At 66.9% G+C, this 17,812-nt stretch carries 8 protein-coding genes; 6 read left to right on the top strand and 2 right to left on the bottom strand.

Annotated features, from left to right (window positions below; all coding sequences use genetic code 11):
• The first annotated feature begins 3 nt into the window (after positions 1 to 3).
• The 5 genes from BLV94_RS14610 to BLV94_RS14590 all read left to right on the top strand — a co-directional run bounded on the left by BLV94_RS14610 (position 4) and on the right by BLV94_RS14590 (position 14,302).
• On the top strand, positions 4 to 1,065 hold the full coding sequence (locus BLV94_RS14610) for a PucR family transcriptional regulator (RefSeq protein ID WP_244163843.1): 1,062 nt from the start codon (positions 4 to 6) through the stop codon (positions 1,063 to 1,065).
• Positions 1,066 to 1,211: 146 nt separating this feature from the next.
• Entirely contained in the window at positions 1,212 to 2,858 is a 1,647-nt protein-coding gene (locus BLV94_RS14605) for a substrate-binding and VWA domain-containing protein (RefSeq protein WP_072949655.1), read from the top strand.
• Between the two features lie 167 nt (positions 2,859 to 3,025).
• Positions 3,026 to 5,383 (top strand): arylsulfatase, encoded by a 2,358-nt coding sequence (locus tag BLV94_RS14600; protein WP_072949664.1) that lies wholly within the window; start codon positions 3,026 to 3,028, stop codon positions 5,381 to 5,383.
• Between the two features lie 86 nt (positions 5,384 to 5,469).
• Complete coding sequence (locus BLV94_RS14595) at positions 5,470 to 13,875, top strand: amino acid adenylation domain-containing protein (protein ID WP_072949653.1); 8,406 nt, start codon at positions 5,470 to 5,472, stop codon at positions 13,873 to 13,875.
• 13 nt (positions 13,876 to 13,888) lie between these two features.
• Entirely contained in the window at positions 13,889 to 14,302 is a 414-nt protein-coding gene (locus tag BLV94_RS14590; RefSeq protein WP_072949650.1) for a DUF1622 domain-containing protein, read from the top strand.
• 15 nt (positions 14,303 to 14,317) lie between these two features.
• Here BLV94_RS14590 and BLV94_RS14585 read toward each other — a convergent pair whose 3' ends face one another.
• Both BLV94_RS14585 and dapD read right to left on the bottom strand, forming a co-directional pair.
• Positions 14,318 to 15,682 carry an amino acid permease gene (locus tag BLV94_RS14585; RefSeq protein WP_072949647.1) on the bottom strand — a complete coding sequence of 455 codons (1,365 nt, stop codon included), beginning with the start codon at positions 15,680 to 15,682 and terminating at the stop codon, positions 14,318 to 14,320.
• Positions 15,683 to 15,713: 31 nt separating this feature from the next.
• Positions 15,714 to 16,667, bottom strand: coding sequence for a 2,3,4,5-tetrahydropyridine-2,6-dicarboxylate N-succinyltransferase (dapD, locus tag BLV94_RS14580; RefSeq protein ID WP_072949645.1), 954 nt, complete (start codon positions 16,665 to 16,667; stop codon positions 15,714 to 15,716).
• Between the two features lie 142 nt (positions 16,668 to 16,809).
• On the opposite strand from dapD, the gene BLV94_RS14575 reads away from it, so the two are divergent.
• A complete protein-coding gene (locus BLV94_RS14575) occupies positions 16,810 to 17,793 on the top strand; it encodes an SMP-30/gluconolactonase/LRE family protein (protein ID WP_072949662.1) in 984 nt (327 codons plus the stop codon).
• The last annotated feature ends 19 nt before the right edge of the window (positions 17,794 to 17,812 follow it).

Here is a 17,812-nt window from a genome sequence, read left to right as displayed (position 1 = left end):
TTGATGATCGTCTGCCTCGGTCTCGGCATCCAGATGCTCGACGAGGGCATCAGCCCGACGGACGAGGACCTCGCGGGGGTGCGCAACAGTTCCGCGCGCTGGGCCCGCGAGGGGTTCCCGCTGAAACTCGTGCTCCGCATCCTCCACGAAGGCATCCGCGAGGCCGGCGACCTCGTCGCCTCGAACGCCCGCGAGGAAGACCTGCCCGAACTCCTGGTCATCCAGAAGGTGATGTTCACCCTCCTCGAATGCGTGACGGTCGCCGCCACGACCAGCTACGTGGAGGAACTTGAAGCGGTCAACAGCGAACGCGACGGCGCCGCAGTCAATCTCGTCACGGCGCTGCTCAGCGGCCGAAAGGCGGCGACGGCGGCCCGGCACGCAGGTGTGGAGCTGGCCGACGAGTACGTGGTGCTGGGGCTGTCGATTCCGTCGCATCCCACCGAGGCCGTGACCCACCGGCGCAAGGCCGTCGTCGCCCGGCAGAAGCTGCGCCGGTTGCAGATCGAGCTGGCGGACGCCGCGGGTGGGGCGGCGCTGTGTTCAATGAGCCCGGACGGCGGAACGCTGTTGCTTCCGGGCTCGCCGGAGCGGGCGTGGATGGTCTCCCTGCTCGACCGGATCGGAGCGGCCGCCGGGGTTCCCCTCACCGCCACGGCGACCCGGGTCCGGACTGCCGGTATCCCCGCGGCGGCGGACCAGGTCCACGAACTCCTCGACCTCGCCGATCAGCTGGCCCTGGAGCCGGGCCTCTACGAGATGGACGATCTGGCGCTCGAATACCAGCTCACCCGGCCGGGGCCGGGCAGGACCCACCTGGCTCGGCTCCTCGAACCGCTGCAGGGCTCGCCCGAACTGATCGAGACGCTCGAGGTGCACATCGGCCACGATCTGAATCGGCAGCGCACCGCGAAGCAGATGCACCTGCACACCAATACGGTGCACTACCGGCTCAAACGGGTGGCGCAGCTGACGGGCTGCGATCCGACCCGGCCCTCCGGGCTCCGGCGGATCCAGGCCGCGCTCGTGGCACGCCGGCTCGAGGTCGAGCAACCCGATCGCTGACCGGTCCGCTCGCGCGGCTGGACGGGTCATCCCCGTCACCAGCACAAAGTCGTACCGCGCACCGTTCGCTACGATGTGGGCCGGATCATATTCGGTCCGGTGCGACGGTGGTCGTCTCGTGACCGAACTGTTAGAGGGGGCAGGCGATGGCCGGAGGGCGTCATTCGAGCGCGGGGCCGGAGCGGGAGGGGCGCTCACCCGCCTTCTACGCGGTGTGCGCTGCCGCCGTGATCGGGCTCGTGGCCTCCGTCGTGGTCGTCGTTCAGGCGGTGCGCTCCTGGGCGGACGAGTGCGACCAGGTCACCGACTACACCCTCGCCGCCGACCCGAGCATCGCTCCCGCCCTCGGCGGCATCCTCGGCGAAGCGAAGCGCACCGACCTGGGCTGCGCGAACGTCGCCGTCGGCGCCGCGACGTCCGGCGACATCGCGGGACGGCTCGGCAAGGGAACCGACGCCCCGGATCTCTGGATCCCCGACAGCGGCGCCTGGGTGGGCAAGGCGGCACTCACCGCGGCCGGACCGGTCGAGGTCATGACGGGGTCGATCGCGTCCTCGCCCGTCGTGCTGGCCTCCCGCGAGGAGGACGCCCCCACGTCGCCGACGTGGCTCGCCGCCCTGCAAATCAAGGACATCCAGCTGGGCAACCCCCTCGTGACCGGGGTCGCGCAGGCGCCGATCAACGCGGCACTCGCCGAGGGCCAGGCCGACCCCGTGTCCGCGGGGACGGTGCGGGCCGCGCTGGTTCCGCTCGCGCAGGAGGAAAGCGCGCGCACCGCGGACGAACCCGTCGGCGAGGAGATGCTCCAGGGTGTCGTCGACAACGGCGGAGTCGCCGTCGCCACCGAACAGTCCGTGCTCGAATTCACCGACGGTGACGGCGCCCGCACGCTCGCCGCGACGGTGCCCCCGACGGGCAGCAACTTCATGAACTTCCCGCTCGTCGTCACGTCGCCTGCCCCGGACCGGCACTACAAGGCCACCCAGGTGGCACGCGCCGTCGCCGCGGTCCTCGGCGGCGAGGAGGCCCGCGCGGTGCTCGCCGAGCACGGATTCCGCGGACCGGACGGAAGTCCACCGGCCGACGGCCGCGGCGTCGGCAGGATCACCAAGCTCGCGCTCGACGACGAGTCGCCGTTGCAGGACGCCCTGGGCGGGTGGGCGATGATGGCACTGCCGATCCGCACACTCGTCGCGATCGACGTGTCGGGGTCGATGGAGACCCCGGCCGGCGACCGGTCGCGCATGGATCTGACGGTCGATGCCGCCCTCGCAGGCAACGCGATGTTCCCGGACAGCGTGTCCGCCGGGTTGTGGGCGTTCTCGCAGGGGCTCGGCGGGGGACCGCAGGACTACCAGGAGCTGGTCCCGATCCGCCGCTACGACACCGTGGTGGACGGACTCACGCAGCGTGCGCTGATGGCCCAGCAGGCGGGAAAGGTCGAGGGGCTGATCGGCGGCGGCACCGGCCTGTACGACACGACGCTCGCCGCGTTCCGGACGGTGCAGGACACGTACGACCCGCGCGCAGTGAACAGTGTGATCATCCTGACCGACGGCGCCAACGAGGACCCGGACTCGATCACGAAGGAACAGCTCCTGAGCATCCTGGAGCGTGAGATGGACCCGGCCCGGCCCGTCATCATCGTGACCATCGGCATCACCGACGACGCCGACGCGGCCACGCTTGCCGAGATCTCGCGGGTGACCGGAGGGTCGAGCTACGTCGCGAAGGATCCCGCCGACATCGCCAACGTGTTCGTCAACGCGCTGGCCGCCCGCGGCCGCAGCTAGGGGAATTCCGTTCCGGCGCAGCGTGTGCCGACAAAAAGACGGTTCGGTTCGGCGGCCGGGTTCCACGTGTGGCGAGCGGAGCGGATTTTCCGGCCGGTACCTCTAGCCATCCACCTGCCGGTAGTGCTTGGGTGGAAGTGAGTGGGATCTCATTCGAGGAGCACATCATGGCCAAGCCGTTCAGAGGTGTCGTCAATCTCGATATTCGTGACTCTGTCCCGGACTGGGGACCGTACGAGCAACCGAAGGCCCCGCCAGGCTCACCGAACGTGCTGTACATCGTCCTCGACGACGTCGGGTTCGGTGCCCTGGGCTGTTACGGCGGGCCGATCGAGACGCCGAACATCGACAAGATCGCCGCCAACGGGCTGCGCTACGGTCAGTGGCACACCACGGCCCTGTGCTCCCCGACCCGGTCCTGCCTGCTGACCGGCCGCAATCACACCACCAACGGGATGGCCTGCATCAGTGAGGCCGCGGTCGGTTTTCCCGGCGGCAACGGACACATCCCGCCGGAGTGCGCGACCCTCGCCGAGGTCCTGGTCGAGCAGGGGTTCAGCACGGCGATGGTCGGCAAGTGGCATCTGTGTGCCGAGGACGAGATGAACCTCGCCTCCACCAAGCGCAATTGGCCCGTCGGCCGTGGTTTCGAACGCTTCTACGGTTTCCTCGGGGCGGAGACCAACCAGTGGTATCCCGATCTGGTCCACGACAACCACCCCGTGCAGCAACCGGCCACTCCGGAGGAGGGCTACCACTTCAGCGTCGACATCACCGACAAGGCCATCCAATACCTCGACGACGTCAAGGCGATCGCCCCCGACCGTCCGGTGTTCCTGTACTACGCGCCCGGCTGCGCGCACGCACCACACCAGGTGCCCCAGGAGTGGGCCGACCGCTACCGGGGCCGGTTCGACGAAGGTTACGAGGCCTTGCGCGAGCAGACCCTGGCCCGGCAGAAGGAAATGGGCCTGGTACCCCAGAACACCGAACTTCCCCCGCTGAACCCGATCGGGACCCCCGACACGCGCACCGGACCCGACGGGCAACCGTTCCCGCCGCTCGACTTCACCCGACCCTGGGACACCCTCTCCGCCGACGAGAAACGGCTCTTCGCCCGAATGGCCGAAGTGTACGCGGGGTTCCTGTCTCACTGCGACGACCAGATCGGGCGCCTGATGGGCTACCTCGAGGAGATCGAACAGCTCGACAACACCATTGTCATGCTGGTCTCCGACAACGGCGCCAGCGGTGAGGGCGGCCCCAACGGTTCGGTCAACGAGAACAAGGTCGCCAACAGTGTGCCGGACGACATGGCCGAGAACATGAAGATGCTCGACGAGCTCGGCAGCACCAGAACCTACAACCACTACCCGAACGGGTGGGCGATGGGCTTCAACGCCCCGTTCAAGATGTGGAAGAGGTATTCGTTCAACGGCGGCACCTGCGACCCGTGCATCATCTCGTGGCCCGCCGGGATCGCCGCCCGTGGCGAGACCCGCGACCAATACCACCACGCCATCGATCTCGTCCCGACCGTGCTGGACTGCATGGGGATCGAACTGCCCGACACCGTGAAGGGTTACACCCAGCACCCGCTGCAGGGCGTGAGCATGCGGTACAGCTTCGATGCGGCCACCATTCCGACGGCGAAGCACACCCAGTTCTACTCGATGCTCGGCACCCGAGGTATCTGGCACGACGGTTGGAAGGCCGTGAGCACCCATCCGGCGATCAGTGGCTGGGGCCGGTTCCCCGAGGACTCGTGGGAGCTCTACCACACCGACGTCGACCGCGCCGAGCTGCGGGACCTCGCCGCCGAGGAGCCCGGGCGGATCGCCGAGCTGATCGGCCTGTGGTTCCACGAGGCCGGCGCCAACCAGGCGCTGCCCCTCGACGACCGCTCGGCGGTCGAGATCTTCACCACCCCCCGCCCCCAGCTCGCGGCGCCGCGCAACCGCTACGTCTACCGGGCGGGCGGTGCCGAGGTGCCCGAGTCGGTGGCGGTCAACATCCGAAACCGCTCCTACTCGATCGGCGCGCTGGTCGATCTCCGCGAACCCGGGGCGTCCGGTGTGCTGTTCGCACACGGCAGCCGCTTCGGTGGGCACGCCCTGTACGTCAAGGACAACCGCCTGCATTACGTCTACAACTTCCTCGGCAGCGAGGAACAGCGGATCAGCGCCACCGAGGATCTGCCGACCGGCGAGAACCTGCTCCTGGCCGCCTCGTTCGACAAGGACGGTGAGGATCCGCCCGGCACCGCTCACGGGGTGCTGACCCTGTACTACGGGGACCGCCAGGTCGGCGAGGGCAGGATCCGAACTCAGCCCGGCAAGTTCAGCATCGCCGGCGAGGGCCTCAGTGCCGGCCGCGACACCGGGGAACCCGTCACCGACGACTATCCCGGCACCGCGCCGTGGGCGTTCACCGGCGGCACCCTGAACCGGGTGGCAGTCGACGTCAGCGGTGAACCCTATGTCGACCTCGAACGCGAAGCAGCCGCCATGCTCTCGCGCGAGTGAGAGCATGGCGCCTCGACGGAGTCACCACTCCCTGGATTGCTGTCGCCACCGGGCGAAACCCCTACCGCCGTTCGGGAGGGCACATCATGGTCGCGATGAACTCATTTCGGGTTTCGTCCGCCCAGGAGGCGCTCTGGCTGGCGCAGAGGTTGGCACCTGGCCTTTCGAACAATATTGCAGCGTATCTCGATATTTCCGGTGACATCGACCCTCCGGTGATGGAAGCCGCGCTGCGGCGAGTGGCGGAAGAGGCCCGTTCGGTACTGGTGAATTTCGTCGAGGACGGGGACGGCCCACGCCAGGTCGCGCGGGATTCGAACTCGTGGAAACCGTTCTTCGTCGATGTCAGTGCTGCGGCAGACCCCGAATCGGCGGCGAAAGCGTCGATGGCAGAGGTCTGCGCCGTGCCCTTCGATCTGGAACATGATGCGCTGTATCGAGCAGGCTTGATCAAGGTTCACGGCGCGCGATTCTTCCTGTGCGCCGTCTGCCACCACATCGTGATGGACGGGTTCGGCGTCGCGATTCTCGCGCGTCGAATCGGTGAAATCTACACAGCGCTGAAGGCGGGAAGACCGATCCCTGAATCCGGATTCGGCGGACCGGGACTGATTGTCGACGAAGATGCCCGCTACCGGCAGTCCGATCGATTCGCCCGCGACAAGGAGTTCTGGCGAAACTACACCGCTGCCTTGCCCGAACCACTGCGACTGCCACGGCATCCGAGTTCGCCGGTTCCCGTGACTTTGCATCACAGCCTGACGGTGTCGGACGATGAGACCGCGCAATTGCTCACCGCGGCAGAATCGATCGGGACACCGGTGCCGGGCTTCCTGGCGGCAGCGGTAGCCGGACTCTTCCACCGGCTGTCGGGTACGCCGGAATTCATGATGCGATTGGCCGTCGCCAATCGGGTCGGTGCCGCCCGGCGAACCCCGGGGCTGGTATCGAATTGGGTGCCCTTCCGGGTGGAGATCCCCCCGCGGTCGCTTTTCGCCGCAGTCGCACACGACGTGGGTACCGCGATTCGTTCCGTTTTGCGTCATTCCCGTTACCAGGGTTCTGACATAAGACGAGACAGAGGATTGTCCGGATCCATGGAGAATCGGTTCGGTCCGATTCTGAATATCATCCCGTTCTTCGATTCGATCGACTTTGCCGGCAACCCGGCATCCATGCGCGGCGTGTCGTTCGGCCCCGTGGACGACCTTTCGATTTCGATCTATTACGGCGGACGCAACAGTGCAGGCATGCACATCGAGATCGACGCGAACGGCGCGCTGTACAGCAGTGAGGACGTCAGGCTCCATGCGGATCTGCTGATGGCTTTCGTTCGTGCGGTCGTCGCCGATCCGGCAGGCCGGACAGAGCAATACGACTTCCTCCGACCCACCGAACGCGAACTGGTACTGCGGGCCTGGAACGACACGACGGTACCGGTTCCCCACGCCACCCTTCCCGGCCTGGTCGAACAGCGGGCCGCCGCGACACCCGACGCGGTGGCGCTGACTCTCGGCGATCGGCACTGGACCTATCGAGACGTCAATGACCGGGCGAATCGGTTGGCGCGGTATCTCATCGCGTGCGGTGTGGGCCCCGAATCCATCGTGGCCGTCGCGATGCCACGTTCGTCCGAACTGATCGTCGCACTCCTTGCGACTCTCAAGGCCGGTGGCGGATATCTTCCGATCGATCCGAACTATCCCAGCGCGCGAACCGCTTTCATTCTCACCGATGCCGCACCCCTCCTGGTTCTGACCGACACCGCGACCGCCGCATCGTTGCCGGACAACGACATTCCTTGTCTCGTGTTGGACCCGGACGACGCCGGCACCGAGGGAATCTCAGCGGTGACCAACCCTGCCGACGATGAGCGGATCGCCCCGCTGAAACCCTCCAACCCCGCGTACGTCATGTATACATCCGGTTCGACCGGCACCCCGAAAGGGGTTGTCATCACCCACCGCAACGTGGTGTCGTTGTTTGCCGGGACCGATCGGTGGTGCGGTTTCGGAGATGGGGATGTGTGGGCCTGGTGTCATTCACAGGCCTTCGACTTCTCGGTGTGGGAGTTGTGGGGGGCATTGGTGCACGGCGGGCGAGTCGTGATCGTGCCCTGGGACGTGGTGCGCTCGCCCGCCGAGTTGTGGAATCTGGTGCGGCGGGAGCAGGTGACGATCCTCAATCAGACCCCCTCCGCGTTCTACGAGTTCGCAGACGCCGAACGCAGGGACCATTCCCGTGGGCCCGATTCGGTTCTGCGAATGGTGGTTTTCGGGGGAGAGGCATTGGACCCGGGCCGGCTACGCGACTGGCTCCCGGGCGAACGTCCGAACACTCCGGTTCTGGTGAACATGTACGGAATCACCGAAACCACGGTGCATGTGAGCTATCTGGAGTTGACCGCAGGCGTCGGCGACGGCGGTCGAAGCCCGATCGGGACTCCTATCGGCAACGCGCGGATTTACGTGCTGGGTCCGGGACTGGTGCCGGTGCCGATCGGAGCGGCGGGGGAGTTGTACGTCGCCGGGTTCGGGGTCGGCCGAGGATATGTGGGAAGGCCGGGGTTGACGGCGGAACGGTTCGTCGCGTGCCCGTTCGGCGAACCCGGTTCGCGGATGTATCGGTCCGGCGACGTGGTGCGGTGGACGTCCGACGGCGTGCTCGATTTCGTCGGACGGGTGGACGAGCAGGTACAGGTGCGGGGATTCCGGGTCGAACCAGGGGAGGTCGAGACGGCACTGATGTCGCACCCTGCGGTGGCGCAGGCGGCGGTGATCGCCCGGGAACCCGCTGCCGGAACCGATGCACAGCTGGTGGGGTATGTCGTGCTCGACAGGGGTGTCGCGCTCGTCCGTGACAGGGAGCGGGAGGCAGAGCTGGTTTCGCAGTGGCGGCGGGTGTACGACGACCTGTATTCCGGGGACGCGTCCGATGCCGGTGAGCCGCTCGACCAGGCAGCGTTCGGAGAGGATTTCGGGGGGTGGAACAGCAGCTACACCGGGAAGCCCATCGCCCTCGAGCAGATGCGGGAATGGCGCGCGGCCGCCGTCGCACGGATTCGCGAGCTCGGGCCGGCTCGGGTGCTGGAGATCGGAGTCGGAACAGGGCTGCTGCTGTCGCAGTTGGCGCCGCACTGCGAAGAGTATTGGGGCACCGACTTTTCCGCCACCACGATCGACGATCTGCGATCACAGTTGGCGGATCGGCAGGACCCGTGGGTCGAGCGGGTGCACTTGAGGGTCCAGGCCGCCGACGACCTCGGGGGTGTGCCGCTCGGCGTCTTCGACACAGTGGTGTTGAACTCGGTCGTGCAGTACTTCCCGAACGCGGGGTACCTGATCGACGTGATCGACACTGCAGTGCAATTGCTGCGCCCCGGGGGCGTGCTGTTCCTCGGTGACGTGCGGAATCTTGCGTTGCTACGGGAATTCGCGACAGGCGTGCAGATCGCCAACGCACATGCCGACACAACCGCCATGGTGTTACGCGATCGGGTGCGCCGGAGCATTGAGGCCGAGCAGGAGTTGCTGCTCGCGCCGGAGTTCTTCACAGCGTTGCCGACGCTGATCCCCGACATCGGCGCGGTCGACATTCAACTCGAGCGCGTCCGGTCAGTCAACGAATTAAGCTGTTACAGATACGAAGTCGTGCTGTCAAAGAATCCTGCGAATGCCCGGTCGCTGGCTGATGTGCCGTCGACGTCGTGGCAGCGAATCGGCGATCCGACCGCGCTGCGGACGTTTCTGACGGGCCGCCGTGCGGACTGTGTGCGGGTGATCGGCGTACCGCACAGGGGACTGGCGCCCGATGTCGAAGCCACACACGCTCTCGACGTTGCCGCCGACCGCGATCACGTTCCCACCCGGCGTGACGCGGACAGCCGGACGGACGCGATGTTGCCGCAGGACTGTCACGACTTGGGTGAGGCGCTGGGGTTCGCGGTGTCGGTGACCTGGTCACCGGCACCGGGCCTGATGGATGTGATATTCACCGACATCAGGACCCGGGCGCACGAAAACGCGCACGCATCCGGCGCGGTGTCCGATGTCTACCTGCCCGGGGAACCACTCGGTGACATGACCGAATACGTCAACGACCCCGGTGCAAGCAGACTGCCGTCCGAGGTTCGTCGTTTCGTGGCCGGGCGGCTGCCGGAGTTCATGGTGCCCGCGGCGGTGGTGGTGCTGGATCGGTTGCCGCTGACGGTGAACGGCAAGCTCGACCGAAAAGCGTTGCCCGCGCCGGACTTCATCGGTGGCGTGTTCCGGGCCCCGCGGTCACGGGTGGAGGAGACGCTGGTGTCGCTCTACGGTGACGTGCTCGGTCTTCCACGGGTGGGGATCGACGACAGTTTCTTCGACCTGGGCGGGCATTCTCTGTCCGCGACGCGGCTGGTGGGGTTGATCCGCAACGCGCTCGGGGTGGAGGTGCCGATCCGGGTGGTGTTCGAGTCCCCGTCGGTCGCGGAGTTGGCGTCCCGGCTGGGTGACGCTGCGGTGGCGAGGGTGCCGTTGCTTCCGCGGGTGCGGCCGGAGCGGGTGCCGTTGTCGTTCGCGCAGGCCCGGTTGTGGTTCCTTCACAAATTCGAGGGACCGTCGGCGACGTACAACATTCCGGTGGCGGTGCGGTTGACCGGTGCTCTTGATGTGGGGGCGTTGGTGGCGGGGTTGGGGGATGTGGTGGCTCGGCACGAGAGCCTGCGGACGGTGTTCGGTGAGGACGACGGTGTGCCGTTCCAGCGGATCCTGTCAGCTGAGCAGGTCGACGCGGAACTGCCGGTTGAGGTCGTCGACGCCGGGGACGGCACTGCGATGGATGTGGTCGCGGAGGCTGCGGGACATCGGTTCGATCTGTCCGGCGAGATTCCGATTCGGGCAACGTTGTTGGAATGCGGTTCCCGAGAGCACATCCTGGTGTTGGTGCTGCACCATATCGCGGGGGATGGGGGTTCGTTGGCGCCGTTGGCTCGGGATGTGGCGGTCGCGTATGCGGCCCGCGCGGCGGGGCGGGCGCCGGGGTGGGTGCCGTTGCCGGTGCAGTATGCCGATTACACGCTGTGGCAGCGGGAACTTCTGGGGAGCGAGGACGATCCGGGCAGTGTGCTGGCTACCCAGGTCGAGTATTGGAAGACTGAGCTGGCGGGGTTGCACGACTGTATCGAGCTGCCTACCGATCGTCGGAGGCCGGCGGCGCCGAGTTACCGTGGCGGCACGGTGGGGTTCACGGTCGACTCGGAATTGGGTTCGCGGGTAGCCGAGTTGGCCCGCGGGTCGGGGGCGACATCGTCGATGGTGTTGCAGGCGGTGTTGGTGGTGTTGCTTCGCAGGCTCGGTGCCGGGTGTGATGTTGCGGTCGGTGGGCCGATCGCGGGCCGTACCGACGAGGCGCTGTCCGAGTTGGTGGGGTTCTTCGTGAACACGTGGGTGTTGCGGGTGGATGTGTCGGGGAATCCGCGGTTCGATCAGGTCCTCGAGCAGGTCCGTGGGAAGGCGTTGGCGGCGTACGAGAATCAGGATGCGCCGTTCGAGCGGTTGGTGGAGTTGCTGAATCCGGTTCGCTCGACGGCCTATCATCCGTTGTTTCAGGTGTTGTTTGCGATGCAGGACAACGCGTTTCCCGATGTCGCGTTCCCCGGGTTGGGGTGGGAGACGTTGCCGGCGTCGACGGGGACGTCGCGTTTCGATCTGTCGTTCACCGTCGCCCCCACCGAACGGCAGGGTCTGGCCGGAGTCATCGAGTATGCGAGTGACCTGTTCGACCGGGCGACGGTGGAGGCCGTCGCGGCCCGGTATGTGCGGTTGCTGGGGTTGATCGTCGCGGATCCGCGCGGGCGGATCGAGGGGTACGAGATCCTGGATCCGGACGAACGCGAGTTGGTACTGCGGACCTGGAACGAGGCGAGCGTTCCGATACCGGACTCGACGATCCCAGTCCTGTTCGGTCAGCAGGTCGCCGCGACTCCGAATGCGGTGGCGGTCACGTTCGGTGACCGGCATCTGACCTATCAAGAGCTGAGCAGTCGAGTGAACCGGCTGGCGCACCTTTTGATCGGTGCGGGTGTCGGACCGGAAGTGCTGGTGGCGGTCGCACTGGAGCGGTCACCCGAGTTGATCATCGCGTTGCTCGCGGTCCTCGAGGCCGGCGGTGCATACCTCCCCATCGACCCCCGCTATCCGAGTGCACGGATCGGGACCATCCTCGCCGACGCCGCTCCGCGGTTGATCCTCACCGACACCCTGACCGATAACATGTTGCCCGACAACGATATCCCCAGAGTTCTCCTCGATGCCATCTCCGACGAGGGCGGGCAGTCGGAGGGGAGGGGCTCCGACGACAACGACCACGCAACACCTCTACGACCGGGCAACACCGCCTACGTGATGTACACCTCCGGATCGACGGGTGTTCCGAAGGGTGTCGCCGTGAGCCATCGGAGCGTGGTGTCGCTGTTCGCCGGTACTGCAGGCTGGGCCGGCTTCGGTGCCGGGGACGTGTGGGCGTGGTGCCATTCGGTCGCGTTCGATTTTTCGGTGTGGGAATTGTGGGGGGCGTTGGTGCACGGAGCCCGGATTATGGTGGTGCCGTGGGAGACCGTGCATTCGCCGGCCGGATTGTGGGAGGCGGTGGTCCGGGAGCGGGTGACAGTTCTCGCTCAGACGCCCTCGGCGTTCTACGAGTTCGCCGAAGTCGAGCGTGAGGATCCTGCAGTGGGGTCTGATTCGGTGCTACGGATGATGGTGTTCGGCGGTGAGGTGTTGGATCCGGCCGGGTTGCAGGGCTGGTATCGGGACGAGCGCTCGAATCCTCCGATTCTGGTCAACGGGTACGGGCCGACCGAGACGACGGTCTTCGCGGCAACCTTCGTGCTACCGGAGCCGGGCGAACGCGCCGACCGCGTGAGTGTGCCGATCGGGGCGCCCGTGGGCAACACGCAGGTGTTCGTGCTGGGTGCGGGCTTGGTTCCAGTCCCGGTGGGTGCGGTCGGGGAGTTGTACGTCGCCGGCGTGCAGTTGGCTCGCGGCTATCTCGGGCGGACAGGGTCGACGGCCGAGCGGTTCGTGGCATGTCCGTTCGGCGGGCCGGGTGCGCGAATGTACCGAACCGGGGATCTGGTGCGCTGGACCGCCGGCGGAGTGCTCGAATTCTGCGGAAGAGCAGACGCGCAGGTCAAGATTCGCGGATTCCGGGTCGAACCCGCGGAGATCGAGGCGGTTCTACTGAAACATCCGGCCGTGACTCAGGCGGCGGTGGTGGTCCGGGACACCACCACCGGGATCGGATTGGTCGGTTACGTGGTCTCCGACACCACCGACACCGGCACCCGTGTCGAGGTCCGTCGTTTTGCGGCCAGGATGCTGCCGGAATACATGGTTCCGGCAGCGGTGGTGGTGCTGGATCAGTTGCCGTTGACGGTGAATGGGAAACTGGATCGGCGAGCATTGCCGGCACCGGAGTTCATCGGCGGGGTGTTCCGGGCGCCGCGGTCACCGGTGGAGCAGACGCTGGCCTCGCTCTACGCGGAGGTTCTCGGGGTTTCCCGGGTGGGGATCGATGACAGTTTCTTCGACCTGGGTGGGCATTCGTTGTCGGCGACGCAGTTGGTGAGCCGGATTCGGTCGGTGACCGGGGTGGAGGTCCCGATCCGGGTGATCTTCGAGTCTCCGACGATCGCCGAACTCGCACCCCGTATGGGTGAGGAAATCGAACCCGGCTTGCTCGATCCGTTCGCCGTCGTCCTGCCGATCCGAAGCGAAGGATCCGGACCGCCCCTGTGGTGCGTCCATCCGGGCGGAGGACTGAGCTGGTGCTATATGGGTCTTCGCGCCCACCTCCCCGACCAGCCCATATACGGTCTGCAAGCGCGGGGCTTCGACGGAGTGACGCCGCTACCGAAGTCGATCGAGAGTATGGCCGCCGACTATCTCGAGCAGATCCTCGCCGTTCAGGAAGACGGCCCGTTCCTTCTGCTGGGATGGTCGTTCGGTGGTCTCGTCGCCCATGCGATCGCCACCGCTCTGGAACGTCGAGGACTCGAGGTCGTACTCCTCGCGATGCTGGACAGCGTGCCCGGTGCAGGGGATCTCCTCCTCGGCGAGGCGGCGCCTTCGGACGACGACATTCGACAGTCGATCCGGGCATGGGCGCAGAGCCGCTACGGCGAGATCGTCGATTCGCCCGACACTGCGCCCATCTGGGATGCCGCACGTGCAATTTATCGGAACGACCTACGGCTGTCTGCCGACCACGTACCGCAGACCTATCACGGTGACGTGGTGTTTCTCCGCCCAGCATTGACGGATGACGACACGATGTCGAGCGAGTCCTCGTCCGACTTGTGGCGCGCATACGTCACCGGTGACATCGTCACCCACGACGTTCACAGCACGCACGCCGATATGGATCAGCCGCGTCCCCTCGCCGAGATCGCGCTGATCATCGATCAGGAACTGGCCATACGGGGTCGACGCACACGACAAACGGACGTCTGACGAAGGGGCGCGCATGGACACTCACCGGTTCTTCGAAGTCGCCACCGAACTGTTCGAAGTGCTCGGTGTCTCGTCCATGGTTCTCGGGTTCGTGTTCGCCTTCTTCCTCGCGGTGCGCACATGGAGGAAGTCCGGTGACGGTGCTCGGGCGTTCAAGACCCTGCGGGAGTCGCTCGGCGGAGCGATCCTGCTCGGTCTGGAATTGCTCGTCGCCGCAGACATCGTCAAGACCGTCACCTCGACACCGTCGCTGACCGATGCCGCCGTTCTCGGTGTGATCGTGCTGATCCGCACCGTGCTGAGTCTGTCGATCGAGATCGAGATCGAGGGTGTCGCGCCGTGGCGGAAAGCCTTGGTGACCGGACCGCAGGTCCTTGCCCACGCGGCGCGCACGTCCGCCGATCCGGATCGGACACCCGACCGGTGAGTGCCCGGATCCGGGTCACACCGCCCGGGAACGCCTCCGCCGCCGGGTGTTGAGCACGCCGAGTGCCGCGATGACGAGGAACAACACGCACGTCGAGATCAGCTGGGTGCGGGCGTCGCTGTCGAACAGCATCAGCACGACGAAACCGCCGAGCATCGCGAGCGTGAGATAGCTGAGCCAGGGGAACAACCACATCCGCACCGTCAGCTTGCCCTCGCGTTCGAGCCGTGGACGCAACTTCAGGTGTGAGACGACGATGAAGATCCAGATGACGAGCAGCGCCGAACCGACGGCGTTCAGGAGCAGTCCCAGCAGGTCGTCGGGCAGCCACCAGTTGAGCAGCACGCTGACGAAACCGAAGAACACCGACAGCAGCACCGCATTGAGCGGCACCCCGGAATTCGAGATCCGGGCCATGAACGCGGGACCGTCGCCGCGCCGCGACAGCGAATACGCCATCCGCGACGTGCCGTAGATGTTGGCGTTGAAAGCCGACAGCAACGCCACCACGACCACGAGTTCCATGAACCCCGCCACGTACGGGATGTGCGCCTGGTTGAGAACGGCCACGAACGGCCCGCTCTTCAGGTCCGACGAGTCCCAGGGAAGAACGAGGACCATGATCGAGATCGAACCGAGGTAGAAGACGCTGATGCGCCAGACGACGCTGCGCACCGCCACGGCGATCGAACGCTCCGGGTCCTCGGATTCGGCGGCGGCGATGGTCACGATCTCGATGCCGCCGAACGCGAACGCCACCACCAGCAGTCCCGCGGCGACACCGGCGAAGCCCTCCGGCATGAACCCGCCGTGCCCGAAGAGGTTGGTGGTGCCCACCGGTTCGGTGTTCGGGAGCAGGCCGAATACCAGCAGCACACCGATCACCAGGAACCCGATGATGACGGTGACCTTGATGGCCGCGAACCAGAACTCGAACTCGCCGAAGTTGCTGACCTTCGCGAGGTTGACGGCCGCGAAGAAGATCACGAACACGAGGGCCACGACCCACTGCGGCACGCCGGGCAGCCAGCCGCTCACGATGCCGGCGGCGCCCGTGATCTCGGCGCCGAGCACCATGATCAGCATGAACCAGTAAAGCCACCCCATCACGAATCCGGCCCAGTCGCCGATGCCGATCCGCGCGTAGTGCGAGAAGGATCCGCTGGCGGGGATCGCCGCTCCCATCTCGCCGAGCATCCGCATCACGAAGACGACGATGATGCCGGCGAGAAGGTAGGAAACGAGGACGGCCGGACCGGCGGTCGCGATGCCGACTCCGGTACCGAGGAACAGTCCGGCACCGATCGCGGAACCGAGGCCCATCATCGTCAGGTGACGGACCTTCAGGCCCCGGCCGAGGGTGCCGGTCGAATCGGTCATGGTGCCGGGATTTCGCGAACCGCTCACAGTGTCAGTCGTTGGCGTGCAGAGCGGCGTTCAATTCCACGCCGGTGCCCTTCCACGGCACGACCTCGACGGCCCCGGACACCGAGTTGCGACGGAAGAGCAGGTTGGACTGGCCGTTGAGTTCCTTGGCCTTCACGACGGTGCCGTCCGGGCCGGTGACCTTGGTGCCCGCGGTCACGTACAGGCCGGCCTCGAGGACACAGTCGTCGCCGAGCGAGATGCCGAGACCGGCATTGGCGCCGAGCAGGCAGCGCTTGCCGACGGAGATGGTCTCCTTGCCGCCACCGGACAGGGTGCCCATGATCGAGGCGCCACCGCCCACGTCGGATCCGTCGTCGACGACGACGCCCGCGGAGATACGGCCTTCGACCATCGAGCTGCCGAGCGTGCCCGCGTTGAAGTTGACGAAGCCCTCGTGCATCACGGTGGTGCCGCTGGCCAGGTGCGCGCCGAGACGGACGCGGTCGGCGTCGGCAATGCGGACGCCCGACGGGACGACGTAGTCGACCATGCGCGGGAACTTGTCGACACCGAATACGGTGACGACGCCGCGGATACGCAGGCGGGACCGCACCTTCTCGAAGCCCTCGACCGCGCACGGTCCGAAGTTGGTCCACACCACGTTGGACAGCAACCCGAACAGTCCGTCGAGGTTGACGCCGTGCGGGGCCACCAGGCGATGCGAGAGGAGGTGAAGGCGCAGGTAGGCGTCGTGGGCGTCGGCCGGCGGCGCGGACAGGTCGGCGATGGTGGTGCGCACCACGACCTGGTCGACCTCACGTGCCTCGTCGGGTCCGGCGAGAAGTGCCAGATCGGAGGGGATGTCGCCACCCTCGATCCGCACGGTGCCCGCGCTGTCGAAGGTTCCCAGCTCAGGCGCCGGGAACCAGGTGTCGAGGATCGTGCCGCCGACGGTCACGTTGGCGATGCCTACTGCTGATGCTCCCTGTGTGCTCACGGCAGTAGAGGTTACTGCCTCATTACTCGGGCATTCTCGAGCGGTCGTTATCTGGGCGTGATCGATTCGAAACCGAGCGGGTTCCGGGCTCATGGGGGAGCATGCACGGGGCACGTGCGAGACACCGGGAAAGGTCGTGGCAATGCGTATTTCGGAGTGGGGTCGGGTGACCGGAGGCTCACGGTGGGGTCGAGCCACGGGCCGCGGCCTGCGGGCCGTGGCCGCGGGCGCGCTGCTCGCCGGGGTGGTGTCGGTGGCGGTGCCGCAGACCGCGTCCGCCGCACCGGTGTGCCCGGGTGCAGGCCAGCCACCGGTTCTCGTGGGGCGGGTGCCGGGTGCCGCGCTGGAGGGCGTCGCCGTGGACGCCGGCGGCCGCCTCTACACGACGGACCTCCTCAGCGGGCGCGTGTTCCGTCTCGACGCGCCGGGAGCGCCGGCGGTCCCCGTCGCGACGGTCCCCGGCGGCAGGGGCGCGGGCGCCCTCGCCTGGGCCTCGGACGGATCACTGCTGGTGGGGTACGGCGCCGACGCCCGCGTCCTCCTCGGCGACATCCTGCGTCCGGGCGCGATCGCGAAGCTGAACACCGCCACCGGCACACTCATTCCCTTCGTGTTGGGCCTGAGCGCGGCGGACGGACTCGACGTCGACGCCGCCGGGACCGCATACGCCACCAACGACTTCGGAACGCAGATCGGGCGGGTGTTCCCCGACGGCCGGGTCGAACCGAACTGGGCGACGCTGCCCAGCGCGAACGGTGCGGTGCTCGGTGTGGACGACCGGTACCTCTACGTGTCGCGGACGTTCGTGAATCCGGGCGTGAGCCGGATCCCGATCGCGAACCCGGGCGCCCCCGAAAGCATCCTCGACCTGTCCGGCCTCGACACGTTCGCGGCTCCCGACGGCCTGACCCTGGATTCGCGGGGCCGCCCGGTGGTCCCGGCGAACGTGCGCGGCGAGATCTGGCGCGTCGACGCGCCGGGGCAGTATTGCGTGCTGGCGTCGGGACTGCCGACGTCGAGCATGGTCGTCTACGGGCAGGGGTCCGGCGGCTTCTCCGCGGGACGGTTGTTCCGCATCGGATTCGACGGCGCGATCTACGAGATCCCGGGTGGCTTCGACGGGTAGCAACGCCGCAGCAGGAAGA

This window comes from Rhodococcus koreensis (assembly GCF_900105905.1).
Lineage (GTDB): Bacteria > Actinomycetota > Actinomycetes > Mycobacteriales > Mycobacteriaceae > Rhodococcus_F > Rhodococcus_F koreensis.
Note: the sequence above shows the minus strand (reverse complement) of the source record. Positions and strands in the feature narration are given on the sequence as shown.

What these genes read in the sequence shown, in the direction of transcription:
- BLV94_RS14610 (WP_244163843.1), top strand. Translation starts at nt 4, where the DNA reads ATGATCGTCTGCCTCGGTCTCGGCATCCAGATGCTCGACGAGGGCATC.
- BLV94_RS14605 (WP_072949655.1), top strand. Translation starts at nt 1,212, where the DNA reads ATGGCCGGAGGGCGTCATTCGAGCGCGGGGCCGGAGCGGGAGGGGCGC.
- BLV94_RS14600 (WP_072949664.1), top strand. Translation starts at nt 3,026, where the DNA reads ATGGCCAAGCCGTTCAGAGGTGTCGTCAATCTCGATATTCGTGACTCT.
- BLV94_RS14595 (WP_072949653.1), top strand. Translation starts at nt 5,470, where the DNA reads ATGGTCGCGATGAACTCATTTCGGGTTTCGTCCGCCCAGGAGGCGCTC.
- BLV94_RS14590 (WP_072949650.1), top strand. Translation starts at nt 13,889, where the DNA reads ATGGACACTCACCGGTTCTTCGAAGTCGCCACCGAACTGTTCGAAGTG.
- BLV94_RS14585 (WP_072949647.1), bottom strand. Translation starts at nt 15,682, where the DNA reads ATGACCGATTCGACCGGCACCCTCGGCCGGGGCCTGAAGGTCCGTCAC.
- BLV94_RS14575 (WP_072949662.1), top strand. Translation starts at nt 16,810, where the DNA reads ATGCGTATTTCGGAGTGGGGTCGGGTGACCGGAGGCTCACGGTGGGGT.